The organism is uncultured Erythrobacter sp. (genome assembly GCF_947502395.1).
Lineage (GTDB): Bacteria > Pseudomonadota > Alphaproteobacteria > Sphingomonadales > Sphingomonadaceae > Erythrobacter.
This window is the reverse complement of sequence record NZ_CANMZM010000003.1, coordinates 809532-831042: the sequence shown is the minus strand read 5'-3', so window position 1 is coordinate 831042 and position 21511 is coordinate 809532. Positions and strand designations below refer to the sequence as shown.

The following is a 21511-nucleotide window of genomic DNA, read 5'->3' as shown; positions in this document are numbered from 1 at the left end:
AACTCAGGGCGCATTCATCGCCTCTCTGTACCGTCAATCCCGAGCCTGAGGGTTAGGGCTAGACGCGCGCTGCGCATCGCCTATCCTCGCGTGACTAGGGGGGAATGGCATTGAGAGCCTTATTGAGGATTTGGGTGTTTTTGGCGGCACTGTATTGCGCCATGCCAGGCACGGCCTGGGCGCAAAAGGTTGCGCTCGTCATTGCCAATTCCGACTATGAACACACCTCTCAACTCGCCAATCCTGAGGCTGATAGCGTTCTGGTGGCAGGAGCCCTGCGCCAGATTGGCTTCGACACGGTCGAACTCGCCAGCAACCTAGACCAGCCGGAATTCATGGCAAAGCTTCGCGATTTTCGCGAGCTTGCCGACGGAGCGGATGCAGCGCTAGTCTATTACGCTGGGCATGGGGTTGAGAGCAAAGGTCGCAACTGGCTTCTCCCGACCAGCGCCACTCTCGCTGCGGAGAAGGACATGCCTTTCGAAGCGATAGAGCTTGGCCGCGTGCTCGATACGCTTGAAGGTGCAAGACTGCGTATCGCCATCCTTGATGCCTGCCGCAACAACCCGTTCGCAAGCCGCTGGCAGGGTGACAATCGCAGCATCTCGCGCGGGCTCGCCCCACTGGAAGTAGACGACATGCTGGTGATCTACGCCGCAGCGCCCGGAGCCTTTGCCTTTGATGGGGCAGATGGAAACTCACCGTTTGCTCTCGCGCTGGCACGCCGGATTGTGCAGCCGGGCCTACCGGTACAATTGCTCGGCGGGATGGTCCGCGATGATGTGCTGGAGGCGACCGACGGCGAACAGCGGCCTTTCATCTCAGCATCGATGACCGGGCAGCCTCTGTTTCTGGTGGACGGTCCAGATACGCAAATGCAGTGGCTCGCCTCGCTCAATTCCTCCAGCCCCTCAAACAATGGACAGCCCGAACTGGTCAATTTCGCCAGCGCCACCGATGCCATCGCAGCTGGCCGAGGCATTACGGCGGCTGAGCATACATTGCTCAACGAGAAAGTGTGGCTAGAGGCCCTCGCACAAGACAGTGTGCAGTCCTATCGCGCATATCTCACGCAATTTCCTGAAGGTGCTTATGCAAGCTTTGCCAAGGCCAACATCGCGCAATTGCTCGATCCCACGGCGACCGGCGGAGAGCTCAACAGTGACAAACCCTGGATCATATCCCTAGGGGCCGCCCTTCCCGGCCGCTATGCAATCGACCTTGGCGCGCCTTTGCCGATTGATGGCGTGTGGCGCATTTCCACCAATGACAAGCGCCTGCGGATCGAGCGCGGACGCGCCTTCGCTGTCGATGGATGGAACCACGCTCTGCTTTTCCGGGTGGAGCCTGAGCAGGTCACCATGACCGATATGAGGCGCGAGGCTGCAGGGAGCTATCTTGGCCGCGATATTCTATTGAATGGCGATGCACAGCTCACTTTGCGGGCAGATGGAAACCTTGGCGTGAAGGTCTCAACCTTTCCGTTCCCGGTTGAATTTGTGCTCATTCGCGAAGCGCTTGATGACCCGGCTACTCTTGAGGAAGAGCTTCCGGCAATGTCGGGCGATTGAGCGTTCATTCCGCGGGAATAAGATTCCACCTGACAAACGCGATTAACCCTCTAAGCTGGCTTTCTGGAAAAGAAGATTGAGAGACGCAATAACCGAATGAATTTTGCAAACCGCGCTGTCGCCGTTGCTCTACTCCTGCTTTCGCCACTTGCCCACGGTGCCCCGCTGCTTGCCCAAAGTGCCGCATCTGATGCAAGCGAGGCCAAATCCGCAGAACCAGATTGGCCGTTTGAAACCAGCGACGTGCCGGTCGATCCGGGATTTGTGTTCGGTAAGCTTGAAAACGGAATGCGCTACATCCTGCGTGAAAACGCAACGCCCGAGGGCACCGCACTTGTACGAATGCGGATCGATTCTGGATCACTGGATGAGACCGATAGTGAGCGCGGCCTCTCCCATTTTCTGGAACATATGGCCTTCAACGGCTCGACCAATATTCCCGAAGGCGAGATGATCCCCCTGCTCGAACGCGAAGGATTGGCCTTTGGCGCGGACACCAATGCATCGACTGGTTTCGAAGCAATCACCTATATGCTCGATCTTCCGCGCAATGATGCCGAGCTGCTCGACACTGCGATGATGCTGATGCGCGAAACGGCGAGCGAGCTTACGATTGCGCCCGATGCGGTTGAACGTGAGCGCGGCGTGATACTGGCCGAGCGGCGAGATCGTCGAGGGTTTTCGCAGCGCGCGAGAGAGGATGGGTTTGAGTTCATCTCACCCGGCGCGCGCTACACACAGCGCCTACCAATTGGTACTCTGGAAGTGATCGAGAACGCGACAGCAGCGGATCTTCGCGGGCTCTATGAACGCACCTACACACCTTCCAACACAGTCATTGTCATAGTCGGAGATTTCCCAGTCGCGGCAATGGAGGCGGCGATAAGATCGCACTTTTCCGATTGGGCACCTGCTGCTGCCCCATCTGATCCAGTGAGCGGTCCGGTTGATATCACCCGCGAGGGCGAAAGCGATGTTTTCCTTGATCCCGCGCTATCTGAGAGCCTCACCGTAACCATGCTCGCGCCCTATATTGATGAACCCGATACAATCGCGGTGCGCAAGGAAGGGTTCCTTCGCGGGATTGCCTTCGGGATAATTCGTAGACGTTTGGCTCGCTTGGCGCGCTCCGCCGATGCGCCATTTCGTGCAGCGCGCTTTTCAGAAGGCTCGATCTTCGAAGATGCGCGCACCAACACACTCTCATTGGCAAGCGAAGACGGCAAATGGCGCGAGGCAATGCTTGCCGCGGTGCAAAGCGTGCATGAGTCGGCAGTCTATGGCTTCACCCCATCCGAGGTGGATGAACAACTCGCCAATATCCGCACCGCGCTCAACAACCGGGTAGCGGGCGCTGAAACACGGTCGAACAGCCTCTTTGCCAGCGCTGCGCTCAACCTCGTGTCCGACGACAGTGTGCCGACCACTCCGGATTTCCAACTCTCACTTTTCAGAGAGTTTGAGAGCGAGATCACACCCGAAATGGTGCTCAGTGCATTTCGCAATAGGCTGATCTCAGTTGATGCCCCGCTGATCCGTTTCCAGGGTCGGAACAGGCCTGAAGGCGGCGTGGACGCCTTGCGAGCGACATTTGCAGAAGCGATGGCCCTGCCCATTGCACCAATGCAAGACATGGGCAACAAAGCCTTCGCCTACACCGATTTTGGTCCGCCGGGACAGGTCATGCTGGATGCGCGCGATGAGCGACTGGGTTTTCGCTACATCACCTTTGCCAACAATGTGCGGCTGACGCTCAAGACCACTGATATTCGCGAAGATCGTATCGCCTATCGATTGCTGCTCGATGGCGGCTCGCTTTTGAACACACGCGAAGATCCCTTGCGCACCTATTTGATCGGCTCGCTGTCTGCCGGAGGGTTAGGCAAGCACAGCCGGGATGAATTGCAGACAATCCTTGCCGGACGGAGCGTCGACTTTAGCGCATCCAACACCGCGGATGCGTTTAGCTTCACTGGGGCAACCACGCCGCGCGACCTTGGCCTTCAAATGCAATTGCTCACCGCCGCCCTTACCGATCCGGGTTATCGCGTTGAGGGGATCGAGCAGTTCAGGCGTGGAATCGATAACTTTTTTGAAGCTCTCAATGCCACCCCCTTTCGCGCTTACGGAAATGCAGCTGGCGCAATCCTTTCGGACGGCGATCCGCGCTTCAGCCTACAGCCGCGTGAAGCCTTCTTTGCGCTCGACTATGATAGCCTTGATCGGGCGATCAGCGACCGGCTCACTGCGGGAGCGATAGAACTTTCACTGGTAGGTGATTTTGATGAAGACGTAGCCATCACGGCTGTTGCCGCGACTCTGGGCGCATTGCCTGCGCGCGAACCGGAATTCCGAGTCCGCGAGGAGGCACGCACACGCGAGTTCACCTCTAACCGTAGGCAGCAAATACTCACCCACGAAGGCGAAGCTGATCAGGCATTGGTGCGAATGGTGTGGCCGACCAATGATGACAGCAGCTTTGTCGAAGAGATGAGTCTCTCTTTGCTCGCACGAATGGTCCGAATCGAACTCACAGACCGCCTTCGTGAAGAGCTTGGTCAAGCCTATTCACCCACCGCCTCAAGCTCAATGAGTAATGTTTATCCGGGGTATGGCACTTTCACGCTCACCGCTTCGCTTGAAGTAAGTGAAGTGAATGCCGCCCGAAGTGCCATCGCCGCAATGGTCACGGACTTGCGCGAGAAGCCGATTGATCCCGACCTGATCCAACGGGCGCGCCAACCCTTGCTTGAAGCCTACGACAATGCGCTCAAATCACTTGGCGGATGGGTGCAGCTAGCCGACAGAGCGCAGAGTGAAAACCACAGGCTTGAACGCTGGTTCAAAGGGCCTGAGACGCTCCGCGCCATTACGGCGGAGGATTTAAGCAAGGTAGCTCAGCAATATCTTCAGCCTGAAAACGCAGTCGAGTTTCTGGTTCTGCCGGATTCGGATTCGTCCGATGACGACATCATCGCGCAATCAGATGAGATGCAAGATAAAGGCTGACAGATCGCCTCCTGCCAGCCTTACAAGGGGTCATTTGCATCCCCCCTGTCTCAGAAAAGCTAATCGGATTCACGTGATTTCCCAAGCCCCTCGTCCCCAAGAGCCCACCATTGGGCCCCCTGCCGGCCGATGCCGTGGGTGATTGCGCCGATCCACACGATTGCGCACGACGAGCGAAACGCTATACGCGTGCTCGAGTCCAGTCTCAGCGCGAGGTAAACCGTCCCATGAAAGTCCGCATCCTTGTTCGTCTCAAGCCCGGTGTGCTGGATCCGCAGGGGCGCGCGGTGCATCATTCGCTTGATGGTCTCGGCTTTGAAGGCGTGGAAGATGTGCGCATCGGCCGGATGATCGAAATGGATGTGGCAGAGGGCACGACGGATGAAACTCTCACCAAGATGTGCGAGCAATTGCTCGCCAATATGGTGATTGAGGATTACGCGATCGAACGCCTCGGTGATGCGAAGGAACCCGCCTGATGGGTTTTCGAGCAGGCGTTGTTACCTTCCCCGGCTCCAATTGCGACCGCGATATGGCGGTAGCGCTTGAGGCTGTCTCGGGTGTGCCGGCGATCCGGATATGGCACGGCGATGCCAAGCTTCCCGATGGTTTAGACTTCATCGCCTTGCCCGGTGGATTCTCCTACGGCGACTATCTGCGCTCCGGCGCAATGGCAGCCCGCAGTCCGGTCTTGCGCGCGGTCATCAATGCAGCCGAGCGCGGTGTTCCGGTGCTAGGCGTGTGCAATGGGTTTCAGGTGCTGACCGAAAGCGGCCTTTTGCCTGGCGCTCTTATGCGCAATGCAGGCCAGACTTTTGTGTGTCGCACTGTCGATTTGGAAGTTGCCAACACTGCTTCAGTCTTCACCCAAGGGTTTGAGGCTGGGCAGCAATTGCGCATCCCTGTCGCGCACCACGATGGAAATTACTTTGCCGACGAAGCCACTCTCGATGCGCTCGAAGCTGAAGGCCGTGTCGCCTTTCGCTATCTTAAGGACGTGAATGGTTCACGCCGCAATATCGCCGGAGTGCTTAGCGCAAATGGACGTGTTCTCGGTATGATGCCGCACCCCGAACGTGCGATTGAACCCGCTGCGCATCGGTCGCTTGGTGGAAAAGATGGCCGCGGCTTGTTCGAGAATGTGATCCGCAGCCTCGTCGCTGCCTAAGTCCCAACCTTAAGCTCTCAGCCTTTTCGGCCCCGTACCGTTTTTGTTGTTAAACAGGCGCCGTGCTTCTTCGCATGCCATGGGTCGTCCGAAATAGAAGCCCTGAATCTTGTCGCAACCCAGACTGCGGATCAGCTCGGCCTCTTCTGCGCTTTCCACCCCTTCTGCGGTTGTGCTCATATCGAGGCTTTTCGCCATCGCGACAACGGCATTGATGATTGCAAGGCTTTCGCTGCTTCCTTGTGAGGCACCTTGAACAAAGGTCCGGTCGACCTTGATCGTCGAGAAGCGCAATTTGCGCAGATATCCGAGTGAGGAGTACCCCGTCCCGAAATCATCAAGTGCAATCGAGCAACCCAGCGCCATCGCCTGCTCGAGGGCGTTTCGCGCTATGCTTGCATCACGCATAAAGATGCTCTCGGTCACCTCGATCTCAAGCCGCTCTGGCCTCAGACCAGTCGCGGACAGAGCATCGACCACTTCTTGATGGAAGTCAGGTTCAAGTAGCTGTTCAGGCGATACATTGACGTTGACCTTCACATGGTCGGGCCAATTGCGCGCCTCGAAACAGGCCTGACGAAGCACCCATTTTCCGATCGGCACAATCAGGCGTGTGTCTTCGGCGAGCGGGATAAACTTGCCCGGGCTGACAAAGCCATGCTCAGAGCTGTTCCAGCGCACAAGCGCCTCAAAGCTCACGATATTCCCACTGCGTGCATCAACGACCGGCTGATAGTGCAAAACAAACTCGTTGAGCCCGAGCGCGTTGCGCAAAGACACTTCAAGCTGGCGACGCTCTTCCGCTGAAGCATGGAGATTGGGCTCAAAGCGGCAGTGCTCACCGCCGCCTGCATCCTTGGCCCGATAAAGGGCCAGGTCAGCGTTGCGCATCAACTCTTCGACCGTGTTCCCATCTCGCGGGCCGATGGCTGAGCCAACGCTCGCACCCACATACAGCGTATGATTATCGACCTTATAGGGTTCAGACAGAGTGGAGATGACGCGCTGTCCAAGTGTCTGGAGGTAGTTGAGATCGCTCGCATCTCGAATCACGACGGCAAACTCATCGCCACCAAGACGCCCGATGATCGCATTCTCGCCCATCAGAGCCTGAAGCCGCACCGAAACCTGTGCGAGCAATTTATCGCCAGTCATATGACCAAGCGAATCGTTCACGGCCTTGAACCGGTCGAGGTCGATCATCATCATCGCGCATCGGGTGCGCCAATGCTGGGCATATTCAAGCGCATCACCCAAAGCTTCCGTTAGCATAAGCCTATTGGGTAGCGATGTCAGAGTGTCATAACGAGCAAGATATTCGATCTTCTCAGAGGATTCTCGCTGTTCGGTAACATCCGATCCAACGCCGCGGAATCCCGTAAATTTGCCTCGCTCATCCCGAATAGGCGTGCCTGACAGCTCCCACCAACGATCCACGCCCTTGATGGAGACCTGTACGAACAGGTTTGAGAAATTCTCCCGGTTACGAAGCTTTTCAGCCAGTTCGTGGAGACTGGGCGGGAAATCGCCGCTTTCCCATTTGGAACCTGCGATAAGCGCCAAGAGCGGTTTACCCTCCACCTCTGCGTCTGACGCATTGAGCGCAAAAGCGAAGCGTGGACTGACCGATTGCAAACGCCGCCGGGTATCAATCTCCCAGAGCCAGTCTGCCTCATTCTCTTCAAACTCTCGCAGGAGGAGCGAAACAACTTCTTCCTTTTCGGCGATGACGCTTTCGGCGATGCGAGCGTTCATATGCGCCCGGCCAACTTCAACTGCGCCCAGCATCGTGCAAATCGTGAACAGAAGGATGCCACCCACCACTGCCCAGTCCCCGGCGGCTATGAATGGAATTGAAGTCCCAAGTCCATTGATGGCGGTTGCAATCACCATATTGAACGGGGTTGTCGTATAGAAATAGACCCGGCCTGCCATGAGCAAACCGATGATGATCATGATGGTAATGGCGCTTTCACGCGGCCCATAGGGTGCAAATCCGAGGAGCGGCACCAACCACAGCACGGCGGAGGTGATCGTCATCATCGAGTGTGTGCGATACTGAGAATGGCTCACACCTTTCTCTGGATTGCCCTGATGACTGCGATCAGATCGCATCCCGTAGAACTGGACGCTTATCAGCGCTGCGAACCAAGCACCAATCCAAATCGGTTCGACAACACTCAGATACATCTGAGCCACAAATAGTGCGAGCAACGCATGAGCGTAGGCACGGTGGAACGTGAGCCGACTGAGATCCTGCTGTTCAAGTCCACGCAAACGCGGCCAATCTGCCCGTTCTTTGTCGGAAAGACCCAGAACAGCTGAGACTGGCAATTCTTCCTCGACGGAAGGTGCAGTGATGGTGTTTTGGTCGCTCACGCGTACGTGGTTAACCCGCAAAGGTTATGACACGGTAAAGCCGTGGAGGTTCGCCAAACAATTCTTTAGCGCGAAAGTTGCCTGATTTCAGACCCTATTCGACCGTCACCGATTTGGCGAGATTGCGCGGCTGATCAACGTCTGTGCCTTTAACCACCGCCACGTGATAGGCCAATAATTGCACTGGAACTGCATAGACGAGCGGTGCAATCAACGGGTGCACAACGGGCATCTCAATCGTGGCCAAACAGCCCTCGCCAGCCTCGGCAATACCAGCAGCATCCGAGATCAAGACGACCTTTCCACCGCGAGCGCGAACCTCTTCCATGTTGGAAACGGTCTTCTCAAACAGTGGCCCGGAAGGCGCGATGACCACCACAGGTACGTCATCATCGATAAGCGCAATGGGGCCGTGCTTCATCTCACCTGAAGCGTAACCTTCCGCGTGTATATAGCTGATTTCTTTGAGCTTTAGAGCACCTTCAAGTGCGAGCGGGAAGTCCTGCCCTCGCCCCAGATAGAGCACATCTCTGGTCTGCGAAAACAAGGGCGCCATCGCAGCAATATCATCGTCATGATTGAGGGCCTCGTTGAGCGCTGCGGGCGCTTCGAGGAGGTGCTTGACCACCTCCCGCTCTTCCTCACGCGAAAGGCGGCCTTTCTTGACCGCCATGTGCGCCGCCAAAGCCGCTAGCACGGCCAATTGGCAGGTGAAGGCTTTGGTCGAGGCAACGCCGATTTCAGGGCCAGCATGAGTCGGCAAAAGCAAGTCTGCTTCGCGCGCCATCGAACTGGTGGGCACATTGACCACCACGGCGATGACTTGGCCCTCCGCCTTGCAATGGCGAAGCGCAGCCAGCGTATCTGCGGTCTCACCGCTCTGCGAAATGAACAGTGCCAGACCGCCCTCTTCGAGCACTGGATCGCGGTAACGGAACTCACTTGCGACATCGATGTCGACCGGCACCCGTGCAAACTGCTCGAACCAATATTTTGCAACAAGTCCAGCGTAGTAGGATGTACCGCAAGCGACAATTGTAAGGCGGCGAATAGCGGAGAGATCGAAATCAAACTGTGGGAGCGCGACCGAAACGTCCTCGCGTCTCAAGTAGGAACTGAGCGTCTGAGCCACGACCGTGGGCTGCTCAAAAATTTCTTTCTGCATAAAGTGGCGATAATTGCCCTTTTCCACCGCGGCAGCAGACGCGCCTGAGGCCTGAATTGGGCGGTCTATCGCCTTGCCATGCTCGTCAAAAACCTGGATGCTCTCTTGGCGCACAACCACCCAGTCACCCTCTTCGAGATAGGTGATCTGCTGTGTCAGCGGGGCTAGCGCAAGGGCGTCGGAGCCCACGAACATTTCTCCCTCACCATAGCCAACGACGAGTGGTGAGCCCAAGCGTGCGCCAATCAAGAGATTGGGATGCTGGCGAAATGTAATCGCGAGCGCGAACGCGCCGCGCAGTCGCGGGAGCACAGCCCTGACTGCATCTTCAGGCTCCAGGCCAGCTTCGATTTGAGCAGAAACCATGTGAGCCACAACCTCGCTATCCGTTTCGCTTTCAAAACTGCGGCCAGCGTCGGCCAATTCGGCTCTAAGCTCTTTGAAGTTCTCGATAATTCCATTGTGCACGATCGCGACTTCACCCGTCGCATGCGGGTGAGCATTAGCGGCCGTAGGCGCGCCGTGGGTCGCCCATCGAGTATGCGCAATCCCCGTTGTACCGGGTGCGGGCTCCTTCTCAAGCACGCCGACCAGGTTCAAGAGTTTGCCTTCAGCGCGCCGTCGGACCAACTTACCATCATGGAGTGTGCAAATCCCGGCGCTGTCATAACCGCGATATTCCATACGCCTGAGGCCATCGACCAGCCGGTCCGCCACACCCGATGAGCTCACGATCCCGATAATACCGCACATTTGTTGCTTGATCCCCTTTGGATTGTGACGCGACTTTTGCGCCAAGCCGAATGCGTCCCTTACTTACAAGGCTTGAACAAGACTTGAAGCGCAATCGCACCTTGAAAGGCCAATTTTTGTCGATCCGGCACGCAATAAACCTCTGACCTTCTCAATTATGGTTTACGATTGCTTAAACACCCCCCGTTAGCACCGCTCAGAACAGTAGGCGCGCGCGCAATGCGCAAAGGGCGTCTTTTAGGGGCAAGAACGAAACCATGAAGCTCATCATCCAGATACCCTGCCTTAACGAGGCGCAGGTCCTGCCTGAAACTCTGGCCAAGCTGCCGCGCAGCATGCCGGGTGTCGACGAAATCGAATACTGCATTATCGACGATGGCAGCACGGACGACACCAGCGGCGTAGCCCGACGCTGGGGAGTGCAGCACATTGTACGTCACCGAGGCAATCGCGGGCTGGCGGAAGCATTCCGAAGTGGGATCGACAAATGCTTGGCAGAAGGCGCCGACGTAATCGTCAATACTGATGCTGACGGCCAATATGAAGGTGCAGACATCGCCGAGATTGTCGCACCCGTTGTCGCTGGCGAGGCGGATATTTGCATTGGTGACCGTTCTGTTGGGAAGAATGCGCATTTTGGCCCAGGCAAGCGTATACTCCAGCGCCTTGGCTCCTATGTCGTCCGCACGCTTTCTGCGACCGATATCACCGATGCGGTGAGCGGGTTTCGCGCGATCAGCCGGGATGCAGCGCAGCGTATCAACATTACCACTGACTTCAGCTACACTACTGACATGCTGATCCAGGCCGGTCGCAAGAGGCTCGCGATCACTAGCGTGCCCATCCGCACGCATGCCGCCACACGCCCCTCGCGTCTGTTCAAGTCGATCCCGCGCTTTATCCAGCAAACGGGAGTAACAATCCTGCGCGCCTACACGACCTTCAACGCCCTGCGTGTGTTTGTTGGCCTTGGCATGATGGCAACGCTCTTGGGATTGTTCCCGATCGCGCGCTTCCTGTGGTTCTTCTTCAATGGCGACAGCCAAGGCCACATCCAGTCGCTGGTCATCGGCGGTGCGCTTTTAACAGTAGGCGTGCTGGTGACGGTGCTTGGTATTCTAGCTGACCTTATCGCCACAAATCGTAAGCTTCTCGAAGCCAATATGCTGAAGCTGCGCCGGATAGAGGACAAGCTCGCAAAGAAAGAGAAGGCCGAGCCCGACGAAACACCCGAGTTCACGGCCGAATTTGCCGAACAACGGAAGGCTTCGTGACTGGAATTGCTCTTCAAGGCTGGTTGAGGCCCTCAGAAAACGCTGACAACACTGCACGCGTTGCCATCATTGCGCTCGGCCTTGTGCTGTGTCTCCAATTGGCTTTAGCTTTCACCAAGAGCATCAATTGGGACGAGTTCTATCACTTCAGCCAGATCCATGCGGCATGGCGCGGCGAGGATGTAGGCAGCCTGCTTCAGCGCCCTTTCGTACCGCTATTCAGCTGGGTGCCGTCACTAGGCGGCTCGAACATTGAAAATATCCAGCTGATCCGATCTCTAATTATTCCTTTCGAGCTTTTGCTTGTGGGCGCAATCGTTGCAGCGGCGACCAAGTTCACAGACTTCAGGACCGCGGTTTTGTGTGGACTTGCTTATGCAACCGCAGGTTATGCCTTCACCCAAGGCTTGGCGCTGCGAGCCGATGTCATTGCCGCCTCGCTGGTCATGACCGCCCTCGCGGTTGGACTTCATCGAGAACTGCGTCCGGCAACTCTACCAATAATGGGTGTGCTCACCGCCCTCGCCTTTGTCGCGACGATCAAAGTCGTTTTGTACCTGCCCGCATTTCTGGCGTTGGTGGTGCTGCGCTGGGAAGATTTGAAGCGCTGGATCTGGGTTGCACCATTTGCCGGTGTTTTGGGCCTAGGGTTGCTGGCTCTGACCATGCCCGATGCGCTGACATCACTCGGACGGACGCTCAGCGGCTCATTCGATCGCATGTTCGGTGGCGGTGTCTTCCCACAGCACATGCATTGGGTGCGTCAATCCGCGATGGCATCTGTTTTCACTGTGCTTCTGATCGGCTTCGCGGTCTGGCTATTCAAAGCCAAGTCAGCGCAAAAAACGCCGCTAGCCCTGCTCGCGCTCCCTGCCCTTTGGCCGGCGATCTATTTCAATTCTTACCCCTATTTCTTCGCTTTCATCCTGCCGCCAGTCGCAGTGGCGCTGGCGCCTGTGATCAAGATCGCCGCGAAACGCTATGGAGCGCTCGCTCTGACTGCGATTTTCACACTCAATGCCGTAGCGCTTTTCTTGATGGAGCCGCGAAGCGTGCAAACCAATCAGGCAGCGGTTCAGAACCTTGTGAATTCCGCCTTTCCAGAGCCAGTCGCTTACATCGACGAAAGCGGAATGATCGGGGATTTCCCGCGGGCCGTTCCACAGTTCGCCTCTGGCTGGGCACTCAACAACTATCTGTCGCGCGGTGAGCCCATCTATTCTCAGGCCATTATGGCTCAGCCCGTCCCCCTCATTCTCTCCAACAGTCTTACATTGCGCAACGCGTTTTCTGATGAGCCAATTGGCGAGAGGCTTCTGCCAAAGGATGCGGCGCTCTTACGAGACAATTACATCCAGCAAGCAGGCATTGTCATGGTAGCTGGAAAGCAACTGGATGGCGGCTCGGAGCGTGTGGCCGAATTGGTGGCAGTACCGGGCGCGTACCGCGTCGAAGGCGGTGCGATCAGGATTGATGGCCACGTCTATGAGCCAGGGAGCGTAGTCGCGCTCGAACGCCAGTCATACGATCTTGCCAACACCGGCAACAGCATCGTGACGTTGCGCTGGGCCGCAGCAGGCACTCCGCAAGCGAGCGACATCACATTTCTCGACCTTTACTCGGGCTATTGAGCAATGGCTTCCGTCCAGTTTCAACCAGCCGCGATCACGCCTAGTGAAAGAGAGACCCAACGGGTCCTTTTCATAACGCGTAAATGGGGTCCTGCGGTTGGCGGGATGGAGACCTATTGCGAGCGCTTGACTGAAGAGCTCGCCAAGGCTCGTGCTGTCGATGTGATTGCCCTGGAAGGGCAGGACGACGGCCAACCGCCAAGCGCGTGGTTGTTGCTGCTGTTTCCGTTTACCGTTCTTGGGCGACTATTCCGCCTAAAAAACGCTCCCGCAATCGTACACATAGGCGACATGGCAATATGGCCGCTTGCGCTGATGGCTGCCGCATTCTTCCCGCGTGCGGCACTTGTCCTTTCTGCCCATGGGACAGATGTGTCCTATGCAGCTCGCGGAGGAGTAAAGGGCATGCTTTACGGCCTCTACCTTTCGATCGGATCTCACTTGCTCACACGGGCGGAGGTAATCGCCAATTCGCGTGCGACCGAGACGCGGCTTACTGAAATCGGTTGGGATTGCAGCGCAGTGGTCCCCTTGGCGACTGATCTTCGCGGCAACCCGCAGGCTGGATTTGATCCCAAACAACTGCTCTTCGCGGGGCGGCTTATCACTCAGAAGGGTCTTAGCTGGTTCGTCAATGAAGTTCTGCCGCTGCTTTCCCAAGACGTGCGAATAACTGTCGTCGGCACGGTATGGGACAAGAGCGAGGCAGCTGCTCTCGGTCATCCCCAGGTCGAGTTTCTGGGCCGTAAACCTCAGGGTGAATTGGCACTCCTCTTTGCCCAGGCTGGCTGCGTTATTGTTCCCAATATTGAACGCGGCAACGGAGAATTTGAGGGCTTCGGTCTTATCGCTTGCGAGGCTGCAAGTGCCGGAGGGCTAGTGCTTGCTGCCGACACAGGCGGGCTGCGCGATGCGGTGCAGGACAGGGAAACCGGCCACCTGATCGAAGCGGGAAATGCGCAAAGCTGGGCCGCCAAGATCACCGAAGTCTTGGACCAAGATCCATGCGAACGCGCACAGTTTCTCGCCCGTTCGCAAGAACTAGCGCAAAGCCACTATTCGTGGAGCCGTGTCGCTGAACAAACAACTGAGGTCTACGCCTCATGCCGTTAGGCACCTTCCTTTCCCGCAGCAAAGCTGTGCTCAACGGCCCCGTAGCGGCCGGGTCGATCATCGGCCTTGTCCTTCGCTTGGCCGGACTTGCTCTTATGTTTGTGCAAGCCGTCATTGCAGCGCGTCTGCTTGGCGCAGAGCAGTATGGCGTGGTCACATTGCTCCTTGCCATCGCACAGATCGCAGCAGCCGTGGCGCTTATGGGCTACGGGCCCTTTGCCACGGCCGAAATTGCGCGCTGTATGAAACTAAACCAATTCGGCATTAGAAAAAGCTTCCTGAAACATGCGATCACTCGCATCATGGCTGTCAGTGTATTAGTATTGCCCGGCGCCTATGTTGCCGGGCGCTATTTGCTTGGTGAGCTCAATTGGCAGCTCACAATGCCACTGCTTGTTGCAATTCCTATACTGGCTGCGATCCAGCTGTTCCGCGGAATGGCTCTGGGCCTAGGTCGGCCGTTTTGGGGCGTGGCCCCTGGGGAGGTCATTCGCCCTGCCCTGTTGGTCATAGCCTTGATCATTGCAGCGTTATTCGCCCAAGTCAGCAGTGCGATCTTCATCGGGCTTTACATGGTAACAGCCGTCATCGCCTTAGCTGTCGCATTTCCAAGCGTGAGACGTCCTGAGATAGCCTCACAAGAGTCTGACGGTGCTGAAACCGCAGCCCCTCAGCAGTGGGACCGCGCTGCGCTCCCCTTCTTGGGCATTCACCTTGCATCGATCCTTCAACTGGAGCTCGCGACCCTCATGCTGGCATTGCTCGCTAGTCCTGAAGCGGTCGGCCTGTTTCAACCGATTGCACGGATCTCAATGCTCCTAATGCTACCCCTTTATGCCCTCAGCGTTGCATTTAATCCGAAGATTTCAGCGCTGTACGCCGAAGGTGAAACCACTAGAATCGAATACCTTGCCCGCAAGCACACGCTTGCAGCTACATTGGCAATTGCCTTGGGTGGGCTCGCTATCGGATTAGGTGCACCGCTGCTACTTTGGCTTTTTGGAGACGAGTTTATCCAAGCGGCACCCCTTGTTTGGTTCTTAGTCGCTGGCCGGATTATTCAGGCCGCTTGTGGTCCAGGTGCGGAATTGCTGGCGATGACGAAAAACACCGGCAAAGCGTTTCAATGCTTGGGTCTAGGGATCATTGTTGAAGCAGGCTTCGCCGCTGTCTTGATCCCGATCTATGGCATGACAGGCGCCGCAGTCGCCGTCGCCTTGGGGCTCACTGCCCGAAGCGTTGGTCTGCTGGTGATGACCATCACGGTGCTTGATATCAACCCAAGCTATTTGCCAGTGCCTCCAAGACGACGTGACCAAGCCAAGCAGACCTAAAACACAATTCCTCAACAGTGGATCTTCGGCAGCATTAAGTTCGCCGATGGAAATGGAACTTGCGAAAGCATGGCGGTGCCACTGACAAACCCAGCTCAGTCCTACTACGATCAACGGCATCAAGTGCGGACAAACAGCGCCGAAATCTGTCTTCGCCATTGCACGATCTACGAATCTTCGACCATATTGACGATGTCACGATGCGGTCGCGCTGGGCCTTGCTTTGCGAGGTTGCTTACTTGCCGCCGCATCGCGCTCAGCACTCAATATCGGCCTTGCCGAATTCTGGCGTACACCCCCAAAACTTGAACCCTCAGCCTGATCGCTCGCGCCATTTGGCAAACCTTCCCCACGCCCATCCGGCCGCATAAGGTGGCAGGTAAAACGGCATGAACAGGTAATCAGCAAGCTCAAGCGTTCTTGAGGGGCTGGGCGCCCCGCCCTGCTGCGCTCGGCCATATCCAGCATATATCATGCGCTTTGCAATCCAGCCCCACGCCATGCGCTCGGGCTGGATAAGGTGGGTGACAGCTGCCTTCCCACAGTATTGCACTTCGTAGCCAAGTGCCTGTGCACGCTTACAAAAGTCGGTTTCCTCACCGCCAAATAGCCGCCCATCGCGTCGACCTAAATCTGGATCAAACTTGAAGTTTTTAGGAAGTTTTGCCCGGTCCATTCCAAAGCCTGCGCCCACCACCTTGTTCACAACACGTCGCTCGCGCCCAAGGTCGAGAAGCGAGTATTGATCAAGCAGCGCGCGCGCTTTCGCAAATGGCGGAGGTGGTGCAGGCCAGCCTGGTTCGATCCGACTTCCAGCAACCGCGCACTTTGGGTGGCTAAGCGTTTCGGCCATCGCTTTTGCCCAGCCTGCTTCGGGCACCGCATCGGAATCGAGGAAAAGGATAGTGTCATAGCGCGCCTGACCAATCGCTGCGTTGCGCGCATCAGACAGGCTTCGCAGCGCCCCGCGTACGACCTTCAAAGTAAGCGTGCCGGATTTGAAATCGCTGACGCTCAATGTCGAAGAAACATTCTGATCGAAAAACAGGATTTCGCCGCTCACACCCTCCTGAGCCAGCGCGCCCACAATTGCTCGGCTTACCAGTGCGTCAGGTTCCGCATACCGTGTGAGTGTGATTGTGACCTTAGGGATCATTGCGCAATCGCTTGCGCCTCAGCCCGTGTAATCGTGGACAGTGCGGTGCGCCTATGGGCAAACCCGGCCTCAAAAGTCCAAGCCTCACCAAATGCGGTGAGCTTGCCAGTCGAATTGTCTGAGACGAAGTGCGGTATGCCCAAAAGAACGCTCATGATGTGGCCGTGAAGGCGATCGGTCGCCACGGCGCGCCCGCGTGAAAGCATCGCAAAGCCGCGGCTCACCCGCATAGCAGTAAGTTCGTCAAAGGCTGCCAGCTTCGAAAGGCGCTTTTCGCGAACAGCGGACTTCACCGCCGCATAGGCCCAAGTCATCGGGAACTCACCGCCCCAATCGACGCCAGAAATCGCATCGCCCGTATCTTCGCGGTCTGTGCGCTTAAGCACCAGAAGATCGCGGTCAGGCACTCCAATACGTTGCTGTGGCCCTAAGTAAAAGGCTGCGTCTGGCACCAAAAGCGGCTCAAACCCAAGGCCCTCAGCCAGAGCAAAACTGGGATGATCACGCACCATGAGAGTTCCACCGCAATGCGCCAGCTCCTTCGTGTCTTCAAAGGCCTGATCGCTGTCGAAATGAAGCGATTGCGGCAGATGCACCACGCGTGAACCATACCGCCTCACCAGCTCAAAGCGAAAGCGATGGTGGGCAGGATATAGATCACCAAAATTGCCACCCCCCTTGATATAGATGGGGCCATCTCGCACCAGACTATCAAGTTTTGAAGTGCTCAGATCGAAGGTCGTGCACACATAGGCTGGCGGCGCGCCGTGGTGTTCTTCGAGCCATTTGCGAGTGCCCACCCAAATCGCGCTGTCGCCGATATTTGCGTAAAAGGGATAGTCAACAAGCGCATAGGGCACGCCTTGGACATCCGCTTTTGGCATGACCTCTTGCAAGGCCGCATGGCACTTAGCCTTTAGTCCATTGACCAATTCGGAAGAGGAAATCTGCCCCAACACCGCGTTCCTTTACTGCGTGGGCGCACTGGCCCTACAACATTCCCTTAAACAGGATTTCGCATTTAAATTAAGGGCAGCCGTCGCGTTACCCACGGTCATGCAGGACCTATCGAAAAACGCGCAGAAGCTCGCCGGATGCTCCGTGATCGCAAACCTTGAGGACGGAGCTTTCAAAACCTCTTGCTATCTTTGGCGAAAAATTAAGGTTTCCAAATTATTCACCACATTCCGAGAGGCGCTGTTCGTGATAGTTCGCGATTGCGCATATGTGACCAAATCGAGCCCGGGGGCAGAATAAATGAGCGCATTTGGCAAAAAAGGTGGCGCGGGCGGTATGAGGCCCGGCGCGAAACCTGCCTTTGGCGTTGCACGGCCGATGAAAGGTGGCAACTCGAAAGCCGAGGATGAAAAGGGCGGTGAGCAGTTCCCACCGCTTCCAAATGACGGCAGCGCGGAGCCTGCGAAATCCAGCGCCCCTCCTCCGCCAAAATCCTCTAAAGGTGGCACAACCGCCGATGCGATGGATCGCCTGACCGAGCGCATGAATGCAACCCACTCCTCTGAGGCGGATGCGGGCGGCTTTGAGGCAAGCGTTCACAAGATTAAGGAACAGGTTCTCCCGCGCCTTCTTGAACGCGTTGACCCGGAAGCGGCGGCGACGCTCACCAAAGAAGAGCTGTCCGAAGAATTCCGCCCAATCATCATGGAAGTGCTGGCCGAGCTTAAGGTCACACTGAACCGCCGCGAGCAATTTGCTCTCGAGAAAGTTCTGATCGACGAGCTTCTGGGCTTTGGTCCCCTCGAAGAGCTTCTGACCGACCCCGATGTCTCTGATATTATGGTCAACGGTCCGGACCAGACCTATATCGAGAAAAAGGGTAAGCTGATTATCGCGCCGATCCGGTTCCGCGATGAGCAACACCTTTTCCAGATCGCACAGCGTATCGTGAACCAGGTTGGCCGTCGTGTCGACCAAACCACGCCGCTTGCTGATGCTCGCTTGAAGGACGGCTCTCGTGTAAACGTCATCGTTCCACCGCTGTCGCTTCGCGGCACCGCGATCTCCATTCGTAAGTTCTCCGAAAAGCCGATCACCTTGGATATGCTCAAGGAATTTGGCTCGATGTCAGAGAAGATGTGTACCGCCCTCAAAATCGCGGGCGCGTGCCGGTTTAACATCGTTATCTCAGGCGGTACGGGTTCTGGTAAAACGACCATGCTCAACGCCCTGTCAAAGATGATTGACCCGGGCGAGCGCGTGCTGACAATCGAAGACGCGGCCGAACTTCGTCTGCAACAGCCACACTGGCTGCCATTGGAAACACGTCCGCCTAACCTTGAAGGGCAAGGCGCGATTACGATCGGTGACCTTGTGAAGAACGCCCTGCGTATGCGTCCTGACCGGATCATCCTGGGTGAGATTCGTGGCGCTGAATGTTTCGACCTTCTCGCTGCTATGAACACGGGCCACGATGGCTCCATGTGTACGCTTCACGCTAACTCTCCGCGTGAGTGTCTGGGCCGTATGGAAAACATGATCCTGATGGGCGACATCAAGATCCCGAAAGAAGCCATTTCACGCCAGATTGCAGAATCGGTTGACCTGATCGTTCAGGTGAAGCGTCTGCGCGATGGTTCGCGCCGTACCACTGACATCACCGAGGTCATCGGGATGGAAGGCGAAGTGATCGTGACGCAGAACCTGTTCAAGTTTGAGTATCTCGACGAGAGCGAAGACGGCAAGATCATGGGCGAATTCCGCTCAAGCGGCCTGCGTCCGTATACGCTGGAGAAAGCCCGCCAGTTCGGGTTTGATCAGGCGTACCTCGAGGCGTGCTTGTAATGAAGCCTAAGTCCGCGCGATAGCGGGGAAATCCCTCAGGCTAGCTCCTAGGTTTTCGACATCCCCGCCGACACGGGGACTCACGAGTTGCTACAAATTCCCCAACACAACCGGCAAGCTCATCGCGAGACATCCACCTCCAATAATGGCTAGCCCCAAAAACAGCCCCGTCCACGGCACAAATCCGACCCGCTCAAGCCGGTCAACCGAACGGTACTTTTCGCGCCTTTTGTCCATTAACAAGCAGACCCCCGCCAAGACCCAGCACGCTAGACCCGCCACGGCCAATAGCGCTGCATCGCTTGCAAAGGTGAGTGGGTTCATGAACTCCATAACCGCGCCCATTTAAGGTCCTCACAGTTCCACGCAAGGATTGCGCAATCACGCACAACGCCTAAAGCCGTCCTAGCAATGGATGGATCAGTCGCCCGCCCTCGCCCCTTTTTAGCGCTTGGCCTGCGACTTGCCGCGGCAGCAACGCTGGCGACCCTGTCCATGCTGGTCAAACTCGCAAGCGAACGCGGGGCTTCACTCACCGAGCTTGTGTTTTGGCGGCAGTTTATCACGCTGATCGCGATCACCGTGCTGCTCGCCGCAATGGGCAAGCTCGACGACATCAGAACAAAACGTTTGAAAGCACATGGCGGGCGCGCCGTTGCTGGTATCACTGGTATGTTCTTCGTCTATGGGGCGGTCGTCTTGCTGCCCTTGGCTGAAGCAACAGCGATCAACTTCACTGCGCCTTTCTTCGCTGTGATCCTTGCGGTGCTGCTTTTCAAAGAGCGTGTCGGCAAATTTCGTTGGGGCGCGGTGGCATTGGGGTTTGCAGGTGTGCTCGTCCTAACTCAACCCGGCTTTGGTATTGGGGCAAGCGCGGGGATTGAGCCGTTTGGCGCCACCATCGGTCTTATCGCGGCCTTCCTGGTGGCGCTCATCAGCTTCCAGCTTCAGGACCTTAACAAGACTGAAAGCCCATGGAGCATCGTTTTTTGGTTTACCCTGCTATCAACCCCCGCTTTGGCTTTGACTCTACCCTTTGTTTATGTGCCGCACAGCGGTGAGACGTGGGCAATTATCGGTGCAATGGGCCTGTGTGGGGCGCTTGCGCAATTGCTCCTCACGACAAGTCTCAGGTTTGGCTCGGCAGGTGTGATCCTCTTGATGGATTACACCGCACTCTTGTGGGCGACCTATTACGGATTTACGATATTCGATCGCTCGCCCTCGCCCAATCTATGGCTTGGCGCTCCACTCATCGTGGGTGCGGGGTTACTCATCGCATGGCGCGAGCACAGAATTGCCCTCTCAAGCCAAAACGTCGAAAGCCGGACCGCCTAATAGCATCAAGGAAAGAACCTCTATGACCCGCAAAGCCATTCTCACCATCGTGCTGGGCGCGCTCACTATTACAACAGCTGCATGCAACACCGTGCAAGGTGTCGGTCAGGACATCGAATCTGTTGGTCGAACGGGCGAAGAAGTCATCAATGGTAAGTGACTTAGGTCGCTCACCCATCCTGCGCATTTATTGGGCGCGATAGACCAGCATCAGATTATTGGCCGGCATTTCATGTCGCGCGGTGCGTTCAAATCCTTGCGAACGGGCGATGCTGTCTATTTTTTCAACATGACGAATACCCCATTCGGGATTTCGTGCCTTCAGGCTCAAATCAAAGGCAAGGTTGGATTCAGTCGGCTCCACCCCCTGCTCAAAGAATGGGCCGTAGAGGATCAGGGGGAAACCTGATGCGCTTTTCGTTTGGGCAGCGGCTCTTGCACTGCCTTCAAACAGACCATTGCACGATACATGGGCAGATATGTGAAGCATGTTGATGCACAAGGTTGCGGCAACATCACTCGGAATTGCCCACACTTTGGGCAAACGGGCATCGATCTGTGTAGGAACACCTAGGTTATTTCCCTGATATTCCTCTGTATATGCCCTAGTCGAGAGCAAAGCATCGGGGGTCACATCACTGGGTTGCCATTGCAGGTGGGGAAACGCCTTCGCAAAGAATACTATATGTTCGCCAGATCCGCTTGCGATTTCGAGCACTGTTCCTTTTTCAGGCAGCTCTTCTGAAAGCACTTCGGCAATTGCCTCGCGATTGCGCAAAGTGGCAGGGGCATGTCTTTTCATCGCAGGCTAGGCGTTC

Annotated in this window: 17 protein-coding genes; 11 read left to right on the top strand and 6 right to left on the bottom strand. The window is 56.5% G+C overall.

The features are described from left to right. Nucleotides 1–161: 161 nt before the first annotated feature. The 4 genes from Q0778_RS15200 (at nt 162) to purQ (ending at nt 5748) form a co-directional block, all read left to right on the top strand. Complete coding sequence (locus Q0778_RS15200; protein ID WP_298302108.1) at nt 162–1571, top strand: caspase family protein; 1410 nt, start codon at nt 162–164, stop codon at nt 1569–1571. 96 nt (nt 1572–1667) lie between these two features. After that, nucleotides 1668–4580, top strand: a complete 2913-nt coding sequence (locus Q0778_RS15195; protein ID WP_298337229.1) for an insulinase family protein — start codon at nt 1668–1670, stop codon at nt 4578–4580. A 227-nt stretch (nt 4581–4807) separates the two neighbouring features. Beyond that, nucleotides 4808–5059: a phosphoribosylformylglycinamidine synthase subunit PurS gene (purS, locus tag Q0778_RS15190; protein WP_298337226.1), complete on the top strand. Its 252-nt coding sequence runs from the start codon at nt 4808–4810 to the stop codon at nt 5057–5059. Then, nucleotides 5059–5748: a phosphoribosylformylglycinamidine synthase subunit PurQ gene (gene purQ / locus Q0778_RS15185; RefSeq protein WP_298302098.1), complete on the top strand. Its 690-nt coding sequence runs from the start codon at nt 5059–5061 to the stop codon at nt 5746–5748. The genes purS and purQ overlap by 1 nt, the downstream gene beginning before the upstream one ends. Nucleotides 5749–5757: 9 nt before the next feature. Here the strand turns inward: purQ and Q0778_RS15180 are convergent, their stop codons facing one another. Further along, a complete protein-coding gene (locus tag Q0778_RS15180) occupies nt 5758–8127 on the bottom strand; it encodes an EAL domain-containing protein (RefSeq protein WP_298337220.1) in 2370 nt (789 codons plus the stop codon). A 94-nt stretch (nt 8128–8221) separates the two neighbouring features. After that, nucleotides 8222–10045 carry a glutamine--fructose-6-phosphate transaminase (isomerizing) gene (gene glmS / locus Q0778_RS15175; RefSeq protein WP_298337217.1) on the bottom strand — a complete coding sequence of 608 codons (1824 nt, stop codon included), beginning with the start codon at nt 10043–10045 and terminating at the stop codon, nt 8222–8224. A gap of 257 nt (nt 10046–10302) precedes the next feature. Here glmS and Q0778_RS15170 point away from each other — a divergent pair, with 257 nt between their 5' ends. Genes Q0778_RS15170 through Q0778_RS15155 form a run of 4 tightly spaced genes read left to right on the top strand, consistent with a single transcriptional unit; the run spans nt 10303 to nt 15397 of the window. Beyond that, nucleotides 10303–11319 carry a DPM/DPG synthase family glycosyltransferase gene (locus Q0778_RS15170; RefSeq protein WP_298302089.1) on the top strand — a complete coding sequence of 339 codons (1017 nt, stop codon included), beginning with the start codon at nt 10303–10305 and terminating at the stop codon, nt 11317–11319. Next, nucleotides 11316–12950, top strand: coding sequence for a hypothetical protein (locus Q0778_RS15165; RefSeq protein WP_298337214.1), 1635 nt, complete (start codon nt 11316–11318; stop codon nt 12948–12950). The genes Q0778_RS15170 and Q0778_RS15165 overlap by 4 nt, the downstream gene beginning before the upstream one ends. 3 nt (nt 12951–12953) lie before the next feature. Further along, nucleotides 12954–14063 carry a glycosyltransferase family 4 protein gene (locus Q0778_RS15160; protein ID WP_366519552.1) on the top strand — a complete coding sequence of 370 codons (1110 nt, stop codon included), beginning with the start codon at nt 12954–12956 and terminating at the stop codon, nt 14061–14063. Continuing rightward, on the top strand, nt 14054–15397 hold the full coding sequence (locus Q0778_RS15155; protein ID WP_298337211.1) for an oligosaccharide flippase family protein: 1344 nt from the start codon (nt 14054–14056) through the stop codon (nt 15395–15397). The genes Q0778_RS15160 and Q0778_RS15155 overlap by 10 nt, the downstream gene beginning before the upstream one ends. Nucleotides 15398–15710: 313 nt before the next feature. Here Q0778_RS15155 and Q0778_RS15150 read toward each other — a convergent pair whose 3' ends face one another. Together Q0778_RS15150 and Q0778_RS15145 are read right to left on the bottom strand one after the other, a co-directional pair. Beyond that, nucleotides 15711–16553 (bottom strand): glycosyltransferase, encoded by an 843-nt coding sequence (locus Q0778_RS15150; protein WP_298337208.1) that lies wholly within the window; start codon nt 16551–16553, stop codon nt 15711–15713. Then, complete coding sequence (locus tag Q0778_RS15145; RefSeq protein WP_298337206.1) at nt 16550–17509, bottom strand: polysaccharide pyruvyl transferase family protein; 960 nt, start codon at nt 17507–17509, stop codon at nt 16550–16552. The genes Q0778_RS15150 and Q0778_RS15145 overlap by 4 nt, the downstream gene beginning before the upstream one ends. A 301-nt stretch (nt 17510–17810) precedes the next feature. On the opposite strand from Q0778_RS15145, the gene Q0778_RS15140 reads away from it, so the two are divergent. Then, nucleotides 17811–19355, top strand: coding sequence for a CpaF family protein (locus Q0778_RS15140; protein ID WP_298337203.1), 1545 nt, complete (start codon nt 17811–17813; stop codon nt 19353–19355). 90 nt (nt 19356–19445) lie between these two features. On the opposite strand, the gene Q0778_RS15135 is transcribed toward Q0778_RS15140, so the two are convergent. Then, nucleotides 19446–19700, bottom strand: a complete 255-nt coding sequence (locus Q0778_RS15135; RefSeq protein WP_298302066.1) for a hypothetical protein — start codon at nt 19698–19700, stop codon at nt 19446–19448. A gap of 66 nt (nt 19701–19766) precedes the next feature. Here Q0778_RS15135 and Q0778_RS15130 point away from each other — a divergent pair, with 66 nt between their 5' ends. Further along, nucleotides 19767–20693: a DMT family transporter gene (locus Q0778_RS15130; RefSeq protein ID WP_298302063.1), complete on the top strand. Its 927-nt coding sequence runs from the start codon at nt 19767–19769 to the stop codon at nt 20691–20693. Nucleotides 20694–20715: 22 nt separating this feature from the next. Then, nucleotides 20716–20853, top strand: a complete 138-nt coding sequence (locus tag Q0778_RS15125) for an entericidin A/B family lipoprotein (protein ID WP_298302060.1) — start codon at nt 20716–20718, stop codon at nt 20851–20853. A 27-nt stretch (nt 20854–20880) separates the two neighbouring features. Here the strand turns inward: Q0778_RS15125 and Q0778_RS15120 are convergent, their stop codons facing one another. Continuing rightward, nucleotides 20881–21495 carry a DUF938 domain-containing protein gene (locus Q0778_RS15120; protein WP_298337200.1) on the bottom strand — a complete coding sequence of 205 codons (615 nt, stop codon included), beginning with the start codon at nt 21493–21495 and terminating at the stop codon, nt 20881–20883. Between the last annotated feature and the right edge of the window lie 16 nt (nt 21496–21511).